The sequence below is a fragment of the Microbacterium algihabitans genome (assembly GCF_032464975.1).
GTDB lineage: Bacteria > Actinomycetota > Actinomycetes > Actinomycetales > Microbacteriaceae > Microbacterium > Microbacterium algihabitans.
In genome coordinates, this window is record NZ_JAWDIU010000006.1 from 108,536 (window position 1) to 121,764 (window position 13,229).

General features: G+C 68.7%; 14 protein-coding genes. 7 read left to right on the plus strand and 7 right to left on the minus strand.

Going from position 1 to position 13,229, the window contains the following annotated elements:
* Positions 1-2: 2 nt before the first annotated feature.
* The 4 genes from RWH43_RS15070 (at position 3) to RWH43_RS15085 (ending at position 2,945) form a co-directional block, all read left to right on the plus strand.
* Entirely contained in the window at positions 3-488 is a 486-nt protein-coding gene (locus tag RWH43_RS15070; RefSeq protein WP_230705405.1) for a hypothetical protein, read from the plus strand.
* Positions 489-598: 110 nt separating this feature from the next.
* Entirely contained in the window at positions 599-1,150 is a 552-nt protein-coding gene (locus RWH43_RS15075) for a hypothetical protein (RefSeq protein WP_230705404.1), read from the plus strand.
* 14 nt (positions 1,151-1,164) lie between these two features.
* Entirely contained in the window at positions 1,165-2,022 is an 858-nt protein-coding gene (locus RWH43_RS15080) for a PfkB family carbohydrate kinase (RefSeq protein WP_316001856.1), read from the plus strand.
* A complete protein-coding gene (locus RWH43_RS15085) occupies positions 2,019-2,945 on the plus strand; it encodes a nucleoside hydrolase (RefSeq protein WP_144834143.1) in 927 nt (308 codons plus the stop codon). The genes RWH43_RS15080 and RWH43_RS15085 overlap by 4 nt, the downstream gene beginning before the upstream one ends.
* Before the next feature lie 3 nt (positions 2,946-2,948).
* Here the strand turns inward: RWH43_RS15085 and RWH43_RS15090 are convergent, their stop codons facing one another.
* From RWH43_RS15090 to nrdH, 6 genes are all read right to left on the minus strand, one after another.
* Positions 2,949-4,097, minus strand: a complete 1,149-nt coding sequence (locus RWH43_RS15090) for a GDSL-type esterase/lipase family protein (RefSeq protein WP_316001857.1) — start codon at positions 4,095-4,097, stop codon at positions 2,949-2,951.
* The gene (locus tag RWH43_RS15095) at positions 4,094-4,672 is read right to left on the minus strand and encodes a TetR/AcrR family transcriptional regulator (RefSeq protein WP_316001858.1); all 579 of its coding nucleotides are present in this window, start codon (positions 4,670-4,672) and stop codon (positions 4,094-4,096) included. Before RWH43_RS15095 ends, RWH43_RS15090 begins: the two co-directional genes overlap by 4 nt.
* 109 nt (positions 4,673-4,781) lie before the next feature.
* Positions 4,782-5,756: a class 1b ribonucleoside-diphosphate reductase subunit beta gene (gene nrdF / locus RWH43_RS15100; protein ID WP_144834045.1), complete on the minus strand. Its 975-nt coding sequence runs from the start codon at positions 5,754-5,756 to the stop codon at positions 4,782-4,784.
* A gap of 38 nt (positions 5,757-5,794) precedes the next feature.
* Entirely contained in the window at positions 5,795-7,951 is a 2,157-nt protein-coding gene (nrdE, locus tag RWH43_RS15105; RefSeq protein ID WP_144834043.1) for a class 1b ribonucleoside-diphosphate reductase subunit alpha, read from the minus strand.
* Positions 7,933-8,373, minus strand: a complete 441-nt coding sequence (gene nrdI, locus RWH43_RS15110; RefSeq protein ID WP_316001859.1) for a class Ib ribonucleoside-diphosphate reductase assembly flavoprotein NrdI — start codon at positions 8,371-8,373, stop codon at positions 7,933-7,935. Before nrdI ends, nrdE begins: the two co-directional genes overlap by 19 nt.
* 28 nt (positions 8,374-8,401) lie before the next feature.
* On the minus strand, positions 8,402-8,635 hold the full coding sequence (nrdH, locus tag RWH43_RS15115) for a glutaredoxin-like protein NrdH (RefSeq protein ID WP_055838040.1): 234 nt from the start codon (positions 8,633-8,635) through the stop codon (positions 8,402-8,404).
* A 386-nt stretch (positions 8,636-9,021) separates the two neighbouring features.
* Between nrdH and RWH43_RS15120 the strand changes: the two genes are divergently transcribed.
* Positions 9,022-10,227 carry an MFS transporter gene (locus tag RWH43_RS15120; protein WP_316001860.1) on the plus strand — a complete coding sequence of 402 codons (1,206 nt, stop codon included), beginning with the start codon at positions 9,022-9,024 and terminating at the stop codon, positions 10,225-10,227.
* A 48-nt stretch (positions 10,228-10,275) separates the two neighbouring features.
* Here RWH43_RS15120 and RWH43_RS15125 read toward each other — a convergent pair whose 3' ends face one another.
* A complete protein-coding gene (locus RWH43_RS15125; RefSeq protein WP_144834324.1) occupies positions 10,276-10,680 on the minus strand; it encodes a pilus assembly protein CpaE in 405 nt (134 codons plus the stop codon).
* A gap of 112 nt (positions 10,681-10,792) precedes the next feature.
* Between RWH43_RS15125 and RWH43_RS15130 the strand changes: the two genes are divergently transcribed.
* On the plus strand, positions 10,793-11,953 hold the full coding sequence (locus RWH43_RS15130; RefSeq protein WP_316001861.1) for an acyl-CoA dehydrogenase family protein: 1,161 nt from the start codon (positions 10,793-10,795) through the stop codon (positions 11,951-11,953).
* Positions 11,953-13,227 (plus strand): DUF445 domain-containing protein, encoded by a 1,275-nt coding sequence (locus tag RWH43_RS15135; RefSeq protein WP_144834037.1) that lies wholly within the window; start codon positions 11,953-11,955, stop codon positions 13,225-13,227. Before RWH43_RS15130 ends, RWH43_RS15135 begins: the two co-directional genes overlap by 1 nt.
* Positions 13,228-13,229: the final 2 nt, after the last annotated feature.

Consider the following 13,229-nt stretch of genomic DNA (forward strand, 5'->3'; position numbering starts at 1 on the left):
CCATGGACGACCGCCCATCCCGCACCCTCGGGCACGACGCCGCCGAGCGCATCAGTGCCGGATGCTACGGAGCCCTGGTCTCGGCATCCACCCTCATCGGCCTGGGCACCACCGACCTCGCGCTGGTGATCGCGGTGGTCGCGCTCACGAACGTCGTGTATTTCGCGACCCACGTGTTCGCCTACTCGCTGGGCGACACCTCGACGGACCGCCCCTCGCGCATCTTCCTGCACCACCTGCGCGTGAGCGCGCCGATGGTGTCGGTGACCTTCCTCCCGCTGCTGGTGGTCGTCGTGCTCGTCGCGTTCGGGGTGTCGCTGCCCACCGCTCTGCTGTGGGGCGTCGGCGTCGCCATGGCGTACCTCGTCGTGGTGGCGACCGCCGGAGCACGCCTCCGCGGCTACTCGGCCCTGGGGGTCGTACTCACGGCCGCGGGCGCGGCGATCGTGTCGGCGCTGCTCGTCTCGGCGAAGTTGATGCTGCATTGACCGGCCGCCGCGCCCTGCGGGTTGGGGTCCTCGCGCTCACGGGATTACTCGCCGGGTGCAGCGGCACGCCGTCCGATTCCGAACTTCAGGGCGCCGCCGACGCACGACCCGTGGGCCTTGCTGCCCTCGAGGCGTTCCCGCTGCCCGAGTTGACCGGGTGGACCGTCGCCGCCGAACGCACGATCGACGCCTGCGGCTCGAACACGAGCGACCAGATGTTCGACGAGACGCACATCGAGGGCTACTCGTGCGTGGCCGTGCGGCGCACGGCGTACGAGCTGACGGATGCCGCCGACGCGGGCACGCGCGACGCCGCGGCCTTCACCGCGCTGATGCAGATCCAGACCGCCTTCGCCGACCTGCCGAGCGCGTTCCACCCCGATGACGTGCCGCCCGAGTCCCCCGCGTTCGCCGTGAATGCCTCCCCGCCGAACGCGGGCGGCGCGCTGCTGGTCGACGGTCGGCGCGTGCAGATGACGGGCTACCTGCAGTCCGCCGAGGTGGCCGACTACGACATCCTGCCGATCTGGCACATCAACGAGCGGGTCGGATCGGACTCGGGTGAGATGCGCGACGCGCTCATGGCCCGAGCCGATGGTGGGGAGTTCCTCGTGATCACCGTGACGCTGTCGTACTTCAGCGTGCAGCGCGACGACGCGTGACAGGCTTGACCCTCGTGACGACTTCCCCCTCTCCCGACCGGGCCGTAGCGCTGACCGTGGTCGGCGCCATCAACGTCGACCTCACCGCGCGGGTGCAGCGCGCCCCCGGCGCGGGTGAGACTGTCGCCGACGGCGTGCTCCAGCGCGGACCCGGCGGCAAGGGCGCGAATCAGGCGGTCGCCGCGGCCCGCCTCGGCGCCGACGTGCGGCTGATCGGCGGAGTCGGCGACGACCCCGACGGCCGCGGCATCCGGGATCAGCTTGCCGCGATCGGCGTCGACGCCTCGGGTGTGCAGACCACCGCGGCCGCAACCGGTACCGCCCTCATCGTCGTCGACGCGACGGGCGAGAACTCGATCGTCGTGTGCGCGGGTGCGAACGCGGCGATCGACGCCGAGTCCCTGGGCATCGAGCCCGACTCCGCGGTGCTCGCGCAGTTGGAGGTGGCGGATGCCGTGGTCTCGGCCGCCGCGCACGCCGCCGGCTTCTTCGCGCTCAACGCCGCCCCCGCACGAACCCTCCCCCGCGACCTGCTCGACAAGTGCGACCTCGTCATCGTGAACGAGACGGAGTACGCGCAGCTACCCGAGGTGCACGACGCTCCGCTGCTGTGCGTCACGCTCGGCGCCGCGGGAGCACACCTGTATCGGCACGGCGAGCTCGTGGCATCCGCCCCCGGGGTCGCGACGACCGTGCGCAACACCGTCGGCGCGGGAGACGCGTTCTGCGCGGCCCTCGTCGTCGGCCTCCTGCGCGGTGACGCCGAAGCCGACGCACTCGCCCGCGCGTGCGCCGTCGGTGCCGCGGCCGTCGCCGACGACGCCTCGCAACCGGCGCTCGACGCCCTCGACACGTACGGAGTGACCGCATGAGCCGCCGGCCGATCCTCGTCGACTGCGACACCGGCATCGACGACGCCCTCGCCCTGGCGTACCTGCTGGCCGAGCCCTCGGTCGAGATCGTGGGAGTGACGACGGTATCGGGGAACACGGATGCCGCCCGCGCGGCCGCCAACACCCTCTCGCTGTTCGAGCTCGCCGGGGTCGACGGCATCCCCGTCGCGGTCGGCGCGCATGACTTCCGCGGCCGCTCCTACGCGGGCGGCGCTCCGCACGTGCACGGGGACGACGGTGTGGGTGGCATCGCGCTCGCCACGGCCGCTCAGCTGCACGACGCCCGACCCGCGGTCGAGCTCATCGACCACCTCGCGGCACGGCATCCGGATCTCACCGTGCTCGCCCTCGGACCGCTCACCAATCTCGCCGCCTACGCCGAGACGCCGGGCGTCGCCCGCTTCGACCACCTCGTCGTGATGGGCGGCGCGTTCGGCCACTCGGGCAACGTCACGGCGTGGGCCGAGGCGAACATCCACAACGACCCGGAGTCGGCCGCCGTCGTGTTCGCGCAGGACTGGGACACCACGCTCGTCCCGCTCGATGTGACGATGACGCAGACGCTGGATGCCGCCGACCTCGTGCGACTCGAGGCGATCCCCGGGGCGCTCCCCCATGCGCTGGCCCGCATGCTGCCGGCCTACCTCGACTTCTACGCCGGTCGCGTGTTCGCCGACCGGCGGTGCGCCCTGCACGACCCGCTCGCCGCGATGGTGGCCGCCGGGGTGCTGCGCGGCGTCAGCGTCGCCTCTGGTCAGGTCGAGGTGCGCCTCGAGCGCGGCGAGCGCGGACGCACGGTGTCGTCGCGCGGCTCCGAGACGCAGCGCTGGGTGCGCGCCATGGAGGGATCGGCGGTCGAGGTGCTGCTCGACGCGCTCGAGGCGCGGGAGTGGCCGGGCTGAGCGTCAGATCCGCAGGGCCGCCCCCGTCGAGAACGCCGCCCGCGCGAAGCGCTCGCCGATGAGGCGATGGGTATCGCCGTCGGGGTGCAGCCCATCGGGCAGGGGATGCGCCGCGGCGTCTTCGGGGCCGTACAGCGAGAGCCCGTCGAGGTAGTGCAGCGCCGGATCGTCGGAGCGGTCGGCGACGACGCGAGCGAGCACCTCGCGGATGACCTCGAGCGTGAGCGCACCCCGCGCGACCTCGGCCGGGTCGCCGGTCGCCACGAAGCGCACCTCGCCGGCACGGAGCGCCTCGACGTCGAAGGCTCCCGGTCCGGGGGTCTTCTCGTGGACGCCGCAGAAGATCGGCGACACGACGAGCAGGGGCGTGTCGGGATGTCCCTCGCGGATCGTGTCGAGGAAGCCGTGCACGGCGGGCAGAAACGCCCGCGCTCGCATCGCGTCGGCGTTGACGACGTTGATGCCGAGCTTCACGCTGATCACGTCGGCCGGAGTGTCGCGGATGATCCGCGCCATGAACGGGTCGAGCATCGCGCTCCCGCCGAAACCCAGGTTGTGCAGCTGCACGTCCGCGGCACGCGCGGCGACGACCGGCCAGATCTCGGTCGGGGCGGTGGCGTTCGACCCGTGGCTGATGGAACTGCCGTGGTGCACCCACCTCGGTCGCTCATCGGCGACGGCCGCCAGAGGCGCGTCGGCGTCCAGCGACACGAGATCGATCTGCTCGTTGTGGGGCAGCCACATCTCGACGGTCTTCTCACCCGCCGGCAGGTCGGTCAGCACGACGAGATCGTCGTCTCCGGGGCGCGGGGTCGCCGCCCCGGTGGCCATGTCGAGCTCGAGTGCATCGCCGTTCACGAGTGGACGACGCAGCACGAGGCGGTCGTCAATGATGACGTCGACCATTCCGCGATCACGGTGGAGCCCTCGATACGAGACCCGCGTGGCGTGCAGGCGTAGCGTAACCGCCGTCGCCGTCGTGCGGAAACGCAGATGGATGCCGGAGGGCTGACGTTCCACCATCGTGAACTGGGCGTCGGCCTCGCGCTCTCGATAGGGCAGCGGCAGACGATGCAGACGGGCGCCGTGCGCGAGCGGTTCGAGGTCGGCTCCCCCGCGGATCACGTCGAGGGTGAAGGGTGTGTCGATCACGGTGCGGCCTCCTCTGACCAGGTGGTGAGCAGAACGTCGAGCCGGTGAATGAGCGGTGTCCACGACTCGTCCGCCGAGGGGGCGCTGTGGGCGAAGGCGCCGACGTGTTCGAGATGCAGGAAGCCGTTGAGGAACGACGAGATCAAACGGGTCGCGTGCACGCGGTCCTCCTCAGCGATGCCGTAACCCCGCAGCACGGCGGCGAGGGCGCGGCTCGAGCGTGCCGCCTCGTCGCTGCGGACCGCCGCCTCGCCCGCACGACGCTGGAGGCTCTCCCACCGGCCCGGGTACCGACGCGCATAGTCGCGATGCACCTCGCAGAGGGCGGTCAGCGCATCGCGTCGGGCACGACCGGCGACGGCCTCCCCCGCACGATCGCTCAGCTCGCCGAGGGCGAGGATCGTGATCCCGTCGCGGAGTGCGGCCAGGTCGCGCACGTGCCCGTAGAGGCTGGGCGTGCGGACGTCGAGCTCACGGGCGACCGCGGAGAGGGTTACCGCCGTCAGACCGGACGAGTCGGCGAGGTCGGCCGCGGTACGGATGACCGTAGACGCGGTGAGGGTGGGGCGGGACATGCGAACAGCCTATACCTATTAGGCTAAATCCTACTACCCGTAGCCTGCGGCTCGAGAAAGAAGAACGGCCCCGCGCGATCACTCGCGCGGGGCCGTTCTCGAGAAAAGATCAGAAGTCCCAGTCGTCATCCTCGGTCGCCTCGGCCTTGCCGATGACGTACGACGAGCCCGACCCGCTGAAGAAGTCGTGGTTCTCGTCGGCGTTCGGCGACAGGGCCGACAGGATCGCGGGGTTCACGTTCGTGACCGACGCGGGGAACATCGCCTCGTAGCCGAGGTTCATCAGCGCCTTGTTCGCGTTGTAGTGAAGGAACTTCTTCACGTCTTCGCTCAGTCCGACCGAGTCGTACAGGCTCTGCGTGTAGCCCACCTCGTTGTCGTAGAGCTCGTACATCAACGAGAACGTGTAGTCCTTGATGTCGTCGCGACGGGCCTGGTCGACCGTCTCGAGACCGCGCTGGAACTTGTAGCCGATGTAGTACCCGTGCACGGCCTCGTCGCGGATGATGAGGCGGATCAGGTCTGCCGTGTTGGTGAGCTTGGCGCGGCTCGACCAGTGCATCGGCAGGTAGAAGCCCGAGTAGAAGAGGAACGACTCGAGCAGGGTCGAGGCGACCTTGCGCTTGAGCGGGTCGTCGCCACGGTAGTAGTCCATGACGATGCGCGCCTTCTTCTGAAGGAACTCGTTCTCGCTCGACCAGCGGAACGCCTCGTCGATCTCCTTCGTGGAGCACAGCGTCGAGAAGATCGACGAGTAGCTCTTGGCGTGCACCGACTCCATGAACGCGATGTTCGTGTAGACGGCCTCTTCGTGCGGGGTGATCGCGTCGGGGATGAGCGAGACCGCACCGACCGTGCCCTGGATGGTGTCGAGGAGCGTGAGCCCCGTGAACACGCGCATCGTGAGCGTCTGCTCCTCGGGGGTGAGCGTGTTCCACGACTGGATGTCGTTCGACAGCGGCACCTTCTCGGGCAGCCAGAAGTTGTTCACCAGACGGTTCCAGACCTCGAGGTCTTTGTCGTCCTGGATGCGGTTCCAGTTGATGGCCTGCACGTGGTTCAGCAACTGCAGCTTCTCAGCCATGTCGTTCCTGTGTCCTTGATCGATGAGGGGTCAGCGGCTCAGAGCATGCACGAGACGCACTCGGTCATGTCGGTGCCCTCGAGCGCCAGCTGACGCAGACGGATGTAGTAGATGGTCTTGATGCCCTTGCGCCACGCGTAGATCTGCGCCTTGTTGATGTCGCGGGTGGTGACGGTGTCCTTGAAGAACAGCGTCAGCGACAGGCCCTGGTCGACGTGCTGCGTGGCCGCGGCGTACGTGTCGATGACCTTCTCGTAGCCGATCTCGTACGCGTCCTGGTAGTAGTCCAGGTTCTCGTTCGTCATGAACGGAGCCGGGTAGTAGACGCGACCGAGCTTGCCTTCCTTGCGGATCTCGATCTTCGAGGCGATCGGGTGGATCGAGCTCGTGGAGTTGTTGATGTACGAGATCGAACCGGTCGGGGGCACCGCCTGCAGGTTCTGGTTGTAGATGCCGTGGGCCTGCACCGACGCCTTCAGCTCGCGCCAGTCGTCCTGCGTGGGGATCTGGATGCCGGCGAACAGCTCCTTGGCCTTGGCCGTCTCGGGCTCCCACACCTGGTCGGTGTACTTGTCGAAGAACTCGCCCGACGCGTACGTCGAGTTCTCGAAGCCGTCGAAGGCCGCGCCGCGCTCGATCGCGAGGCGGTTCGACGCCCGCAGCGCGTGGAAGAGCACCGTGTAGAAGTAGATGTTCGTGAAGTCGATGCCTTCTTCGGAGCCGTAGTACACGTGCTCACGAGCGAGGTAGCCGTGCAGGTTCATCTGGCCGAGGCCGATGGCGTGCGAGCGGTCGTTACCGTCTTCGATCGAACGCACCGAGGCGATGTGGCTCTGCACGCTCACCGCGGTGAGGGCGCGGATCGCGGTCTCGACCGTGAGGCCGAGGTCGCCACCGTCCATCGCCAGCGCGATGTTCATCGAGCCGAGGTTGCAGGAGATGTCCTTGCCGATGGTGTCGTACGAGAGGTCTTCGTTGTACGTCGTCGGGGTGTTGACCTGCAGGATCTCCGAGCACAGGTTCGACATGTTGATGCGACCGGCGATCGGGTTGGCCTTGTTCACCGTGTCTTCGAACATGATGTACGGGTAGCCCGACTCGAACTGGATCTCGGCGAGGGTCTGGAAGAACTCGCGCGCGTTGATCTTCGTCTTCTTGATGCGCGGGTCGTCGACCATCTCGCGGTACTTCTCGGTGACCGAGATGTCGCCGAAGGGCTTCTTGTAGACCTTCTCGACGTCGTACGGCGAGAAGAGGTACATGTCCTCGCCGTTCTTGGCGAGCTCGAACGTGATGTCGGGGATCACGACGCCCAGCGACAGCGTCTTGATGCGGATCTTCTCGTCGGCGTTCTCGCGCTTCGTGTCGAGGAAACGCAGGATGTCGGGGTGGTGCGCGTTGAGGTACACCGCACCGGCGCCCTGACGCGCGCCGAGCTGGTTGGCGTAGCTGAAGCTGTCTTCGAGCAGCTTCATCACGGGGATGATGCCCGACGACTGGTTCTCGATCTGCTTGATCGGCGCACCCGCCTCGCGGATGTTCGACAGCAGCAAGGCCACGCCGCCGCCTCGCTTCGACAGCTGCAGGGCGGAGTTGATGCCGCGGGCGATCGACTCCATGTTGTCTTCGATGCGCAGGAGGAAGCACGACACGAGCTCGCCGCGCTGCGCCTTGCCGGCGTTGAGGAACGTGGGGGTCGCGGGCTGGAAGCGACCCGAGATGATCTCGTCGACGAGCTGCACGGCGAGACGCTGGTCGCCGTCGGCGAGGGCGAGGGCCGTCATGACGACACGGTCTTCGAAGCGCTCGAGGTAGCGCTTTCCGTCGAAGGTCTTGAGCGTGTAGCTCGTGTAGTACTTGAACGCACCGAGGAAGGTCTCGAAACGGAACTTCGCACCGTAGGCGCGGTCGTTGAGCTCCTGGATGAAGTCCATCGAGTACTTCGCGAGCACGGTGGGCTCGTAGTACTCCTTCTCGACGAGGTAGTCGAGGCGCTCCTTGAGCGAGTGGAAGAACACGGTGTTCTGGTTGACGTGCTGCAGGAAGTACTCCCGCGCCGCCCGCTTGTCGGCGTCGAACTGGATGTTGCCGTCGGCGTCGTACAGGTTCAGCATCGCGTTGAGGGCGTGGTAATCCATTCCCTCGAATCGCGCCTCGGTCTTCACGTCCACGTCGGTCAGCTCAACTTCCACCATCGTTCCAATCCCTCGGTGACCCGCTCGACATCGTCGGGGGTGCCGAAAACTTCCAGCCGGTATAGGTGCGGCACCGCGCATTTGCGCGCGATGATGTCTCCGGCGAGGCAGAAGGCGTCGCCGAAGTTCGTGTTGCCCGCGGAGATGACCCCGCGGATGTTGCGTCGGTTCCGCTCCTCGTTGAGGAACCGGATGACCTGCTTGGGGACCGCGCCCTTCTCGACGCCCCGGCCGGCACCCCCACCGTAAGTGGGGGTGACCAGCACGAAGGGCTCGTCGACGTGAAGGGGCGGATCGGTCGGCCGGAGCGGGATGCGCGCGGCCCGCTTGCCGAGCTTCTCGATGAAACGCGCGGTGTTGCCCGACACGCTCGAGAAGTAGACCAGCAGCGGAGCCTCGGTCGCCGACATGACAGCGCTCATGACGAAGGTCTCAGAGCGTGCCGCGGGATCAGGCGAGTCGCGAAGCGAGCTCGTCGATCTTGTCGGGACGGAAGCCCGACCAGTGGTCCTCGTCGGTGATGACGACGGGGGCCTGAAGGTACCCGAGCGACTTGACCTGCTCGAGGGCCGACGGGTCTTCGGACAGGTCGAGCACGTTGTACTCGATGCCCTTCGAATCGAGTGCGCGGTACGTCGCGGTGCACTGGACGCAGGACGGCTTGGTGTAGACCGTGATCGCCATGTCGTTCTCTCTCTCCCCTGGAAAATCTTCGTCCGGACGGGCAGGGCTCGCCGGGACCTCAATACTACATATGGGGACGGACATCGGAAGGCACCACAAGGGGTAGTAGTTACATCGATGTGATTTTCCACCGTCTCTCCCCATGTACAACACAGGTTGTCCACGATTTCATCCACAGATCGACCCCCTCTCCTCGCTCTGTTAACAGGCGCGATTCCGCGGTTCTCGCGTCGTCGTCCGTCGTCTGTCCACAGATCGGACGCTAGACGGGGGTTCCGACATCGCACAGGCGGTGGAATCTCGACTCCGGCGTGTCGCGGCGTGTCGCGGCATCCGTCGATCGGCACCGCTCGGCGGGTGTCGGAGGTCGGCGGTAGCGTTGTGCGGTGGCCGGCTACCGCGAACTCCTCAGATCCCCTGGCGTGGGGCGCATCATCGCCGCGCAGCTGACCGCGCGCTTCCCCAACGGCATGACGAGCCTGGCCGTCCTGCTGCACATTGAGCACGTCACGGGCTCGTACGGCGCCGCCGGTCTCGTGCTGGCCGCCACGAGCCTCGGGCAGGCCGTCGCCGGTCCCGTCACCAGCCGGTGGATGGGTCGCTGGGGCATGCGCCGGGTGCTCTCGGTCACGCTCCTCGTGTGCGCGGCGGCGATCGCGACCCTCGCGCTGATCGAGATGCCGCTCCCCCTCTACATGACGCTCGGTCTGATCGCGGGCCTGTCGACCCCGCCGGTGCAGTCGGCCGTGCGCACCATCTACCCGAAGATGGTCCCCTCCAAGCAGCTGACGCCGCTGTACTCGCTCGACGCCTCGCTGCAAGAGATCATCTGGGTGCTCGCGCCCGTGCTCATCACCCTCGTCGCGACGCAGATCGGCACCGTGCCCGGGCTGCTGCTCGTCGTGGTCATCCTCATCGGCGGCGGTGCGTGGTTCATCCTCAGCCCCGAGGTCGGGCGCGTGCGCATCCCGCGCAGCCGCCGGGGCCTGGGTCGCGTTCTCGCCAAGCCGCCCGTCATCCTCGCCACGGCCACCGGCTTCCTCCTCATCGGCGCGTGCTCGGCCGTCGAGGCCGGTGTCGTGGCCACGTTCGACCACGGCGGTCTCGAGGCGGGGCTCATCCTCGCCGTCTTCGCCGTGGGCAGCCTCGCGGGCGGCCTCTCGTTCGGGCACATCCCGATCGGCCGCTGGGCGATGGCCCGTCGCTTCGCGATCGTGGCGGTCGGGCTCTCGCTCACCGTCTTCTCGCTGAACGCGTGGTGGATCGGTGCGACCCTCCTCGTCGCGGGCGCCGGCATCGCCCCCGCGCTCGCCGTGATGTTCGCCATGACCTCCGCGAGCGTGCGCTTCAGCGAGACCGCCGAGGCCTACGGATGGATCGGCACCGGGCAGCTGATCGGCGCGGCCGCCGGGTCCGCCGTGGCCGGCTTCCTCGTCGACGGCGTCGGCCCGACCGGCGCGTACGTGGCGGCGGCGGGCTTCGCCGTGGCCGGGTTCATCGTGTCGGTGATCTTCGTGCGCGGGTTCCCCGACCTGCGCCACCGCGACGCCAGCCCCATCCCCGACACCGAGCCGGTTCCCACCATCACCTGAGCGGATGCCGGAGTGCCTGGCATCCGGAACATGTCCGGCGGCGGCGGCTCAGTGCGTACGACGCAGCAACTCGAGCACGGCGAGCGCGTAGGCGTCGGCGGGTTCGGGGTGATCGAACACGATCGTGGATCCGCCGACCGCGATCTCGACCTCGTAGGTGTCGGAGAGGCGGCGGAGCGAGCGGAAGGTGGAGCGCAGCAGTTCGCGCAGCTGCGACTCCGACGGCAGCCACAGGGCGTCCTCGGTCGCGACCGAGTCGAGCGCCCACTCGGTGGTGCCGTTGAACGCGAGGATGCGCCCCGTCGGATAATCGCGCGGCTCGACGGTCATCTCGCTCACGGTGAAGACGTCGGCGTCGAACTCCGGCTCGTCGAGCTGGAAGCGATCCCCCGAGCGCGGATGCCACACGAGTCCGGCTTCGCGGAGGGCCAGGGCCATCTCGGTCGAGATCATGGCATCCATTCTGGGGGCCGTCGGGGCGATCGGGCGGACATCGCCCGAAGCGGTTCGGGTGCCGGACGCCACCCCCGCCCCGATGTCGGTGGTCCCGAGCACAATGGATGCCATGACCTCGTTCGATCCGGCTCGGTTCCTGCCCGATGACCTGCTGGTCCGCATCCGCGAGCGAGCCGTGGTGCACGACCACGAGAACACCTTCCCGCACGACGACCTCGACGAGTTGCGCGCGGCCGGCTACCTCAGCATCCTAGTGTCGACCGAGCACGGCGGCGCGGGTCTGAGCCTCGCCGAGGCCTCGGTGCTGCAGCAGCGGCTCGCGGGGGCGGCCCCGGCGACGGCGCTCGCGATCAACATGCACCTCGTGTGGACGGGCGTCGCGAAGGTGCTGCGCGATCGGGGCATCGACGATCTGGCCTTCGTCGAAGAGGGGGCCGTCGCGGGCGACGTGTTCGCCTTCGGCATCAGCGAGGCCGGCAACGACCTCGTGCTGGCCGGGAGCGACACCGTGGCGCTTCCCGACGGCGAGGGCGGCTACACGTTCACGGGGACGAAGATCTTCACCTCGCTGTCGCCGGTGTGGAACCACCTCGGCGTGCACGGTCTCGACACCGAGTCGCCCGACGGCCCGAAGACGGTGTTCGCCTTCCTCGACCGCACCGACGAGGTCGTCACGCGCGACGACTGGGACACCCTCGGCATGCGCGGCACGCAGAGCCGCACTACGGAGCTCCGCGGGGCGCACGCCCCCGCCGACCGCGTCGTGCGCCGGATCGACCCGGGTCCCACGCCCGATCCGCTCGTGTTCGGCATCTTCGCCGTCTTCGAGATCCTGCTCGCGTCGGTGTACACCGGCATCGCGCGGCGCGCACTCGACCTCGCGGTCGAGGCCGCCACCTCGCGCACCTCGAAGAAGACCGGCACGATCTACGCCAACGACCCCGACATCCGCTGGCGCATCGCCGATATGGCCCTCGCCTACGACGCGATGCCTCCCCAGCTCGCCGCCCTCGCGAACGACGTCGACTCCCTCGCCGACCACGGGCCGCGGTGGTTCTCGCTGCTCTCGGGCGTGAAGTACCGCGCCGTGGCGATGGCGAAAGAGGTGGTCGACGACGCCGTCCTCGTCGGCGGGGGCGCGGCGTACTTCTCGCGTCACGAGCTGAGCCGCCTGTACCGCGACGTGCTGGCCGGCATGTTCCACCCGTCCGACGCCGAGTCGGCGCACGCGACGACCGCCACGGCGTGGCTCGGACCGGTGACCTCCTGATGGCGCGCACGCCCACGCGCGCTCTGAGCCCGGCCGATCAGGAGCGCCGTCGCGCCCTGCGCGTCATGAAGGGGGTCGCCCTCGGTGCGCTGGTGGCGATGGCCATCGTCTTCGCCGTGTCGTTCTCGCTCCAGCGCGAGGTGGAGTGGTTGCAGTACGTGCGCGCGGCCGCCGAGGGCGGAATGGTCGGCGCCCTGGCCGACTGGTTCGCCGTCACCGCCTTGTTCCGGCACCCCCTGGGTCTGCCGATCCCCCACACGGCGATCATCCCGCGCCGCAAAGACGAGATCGGTCGCCAACTGGGCGAGTTCGTCGAGACGAACTTCCTCGAGGGCGACGTCGTCCGCACCAAGCTCGAGTCGACACCGCTCTCGGCTCGCGCCGGTGCCTGGCTGGCCGAGCCCGCCCACGCCGAACGCGTCGCCGCCGAGGGGGCGACCCTCGCGTCGAGCGTGCTCACTGCGCTGAGCGACGACGACGTGCAGGGCCTCATCGAAGACCTCGCCCGCGAGCACCTCCTTTCGCCCGACTGGGGCCCCTCGATCGGAGGGTGGCTCGAACGGGTCGTGTCGTCGGGAGCGCACCACGGGGCGGTCGACCTCGCCCTCGACAACATCGCCGTGTGGCTGGGCAACAACCGCGACACCTTCCAGGGCCTCGTGTCCCGACGCCTGCCGGCGTGGGTGCCGAGCATGGCGGCGCGCCTCGTCGACGACACGGTCTATCGCGAAGCGGTGCAGTTCGTCGACGCCGTGCGCGCCGACCCCCGCCATCAGGCGCGTGGAGCGATCGACGGCTACCTCGGGCGTCTCGCCGACAACCTGCAGCACGACCCGTCGACGATGGTGCGCCTCGAAGAAGCGAAGGCCGCGGTGTTCGACAGCCCGCGCGTGCGTCAGCTCGCCGCCGATGCGTGGAACACCGCGAAGGCCGGGCTGCTCCGCTCGCTCGGCGACCCCGACAGCGCCCTGCGGCGCCGCGCCACGGCTGCACTCGCCGAGGTCGGCGAGCGCCTGCAGCGCGACGAGGTCCTGCAGAAGCGCGTCGACGGCTGGGTCACCGACGCGGCCGTGTTCGTGGTGGGCCGCTATCGCCACGACATCGCCTCGATCATCACCGACACCGTCGAGCGGTGGGACGCCGAAGAGACCACCGAGAAGATCGAGCTGATGGTCGGACGCGACCTGCAGTACATCCGCCTCAACGGAACGATCGTCGGCGCGCTCGCGGGGCTCGTGATCTTCACCGTCGCCCACGTGATCTGGGGTTCGTGAGC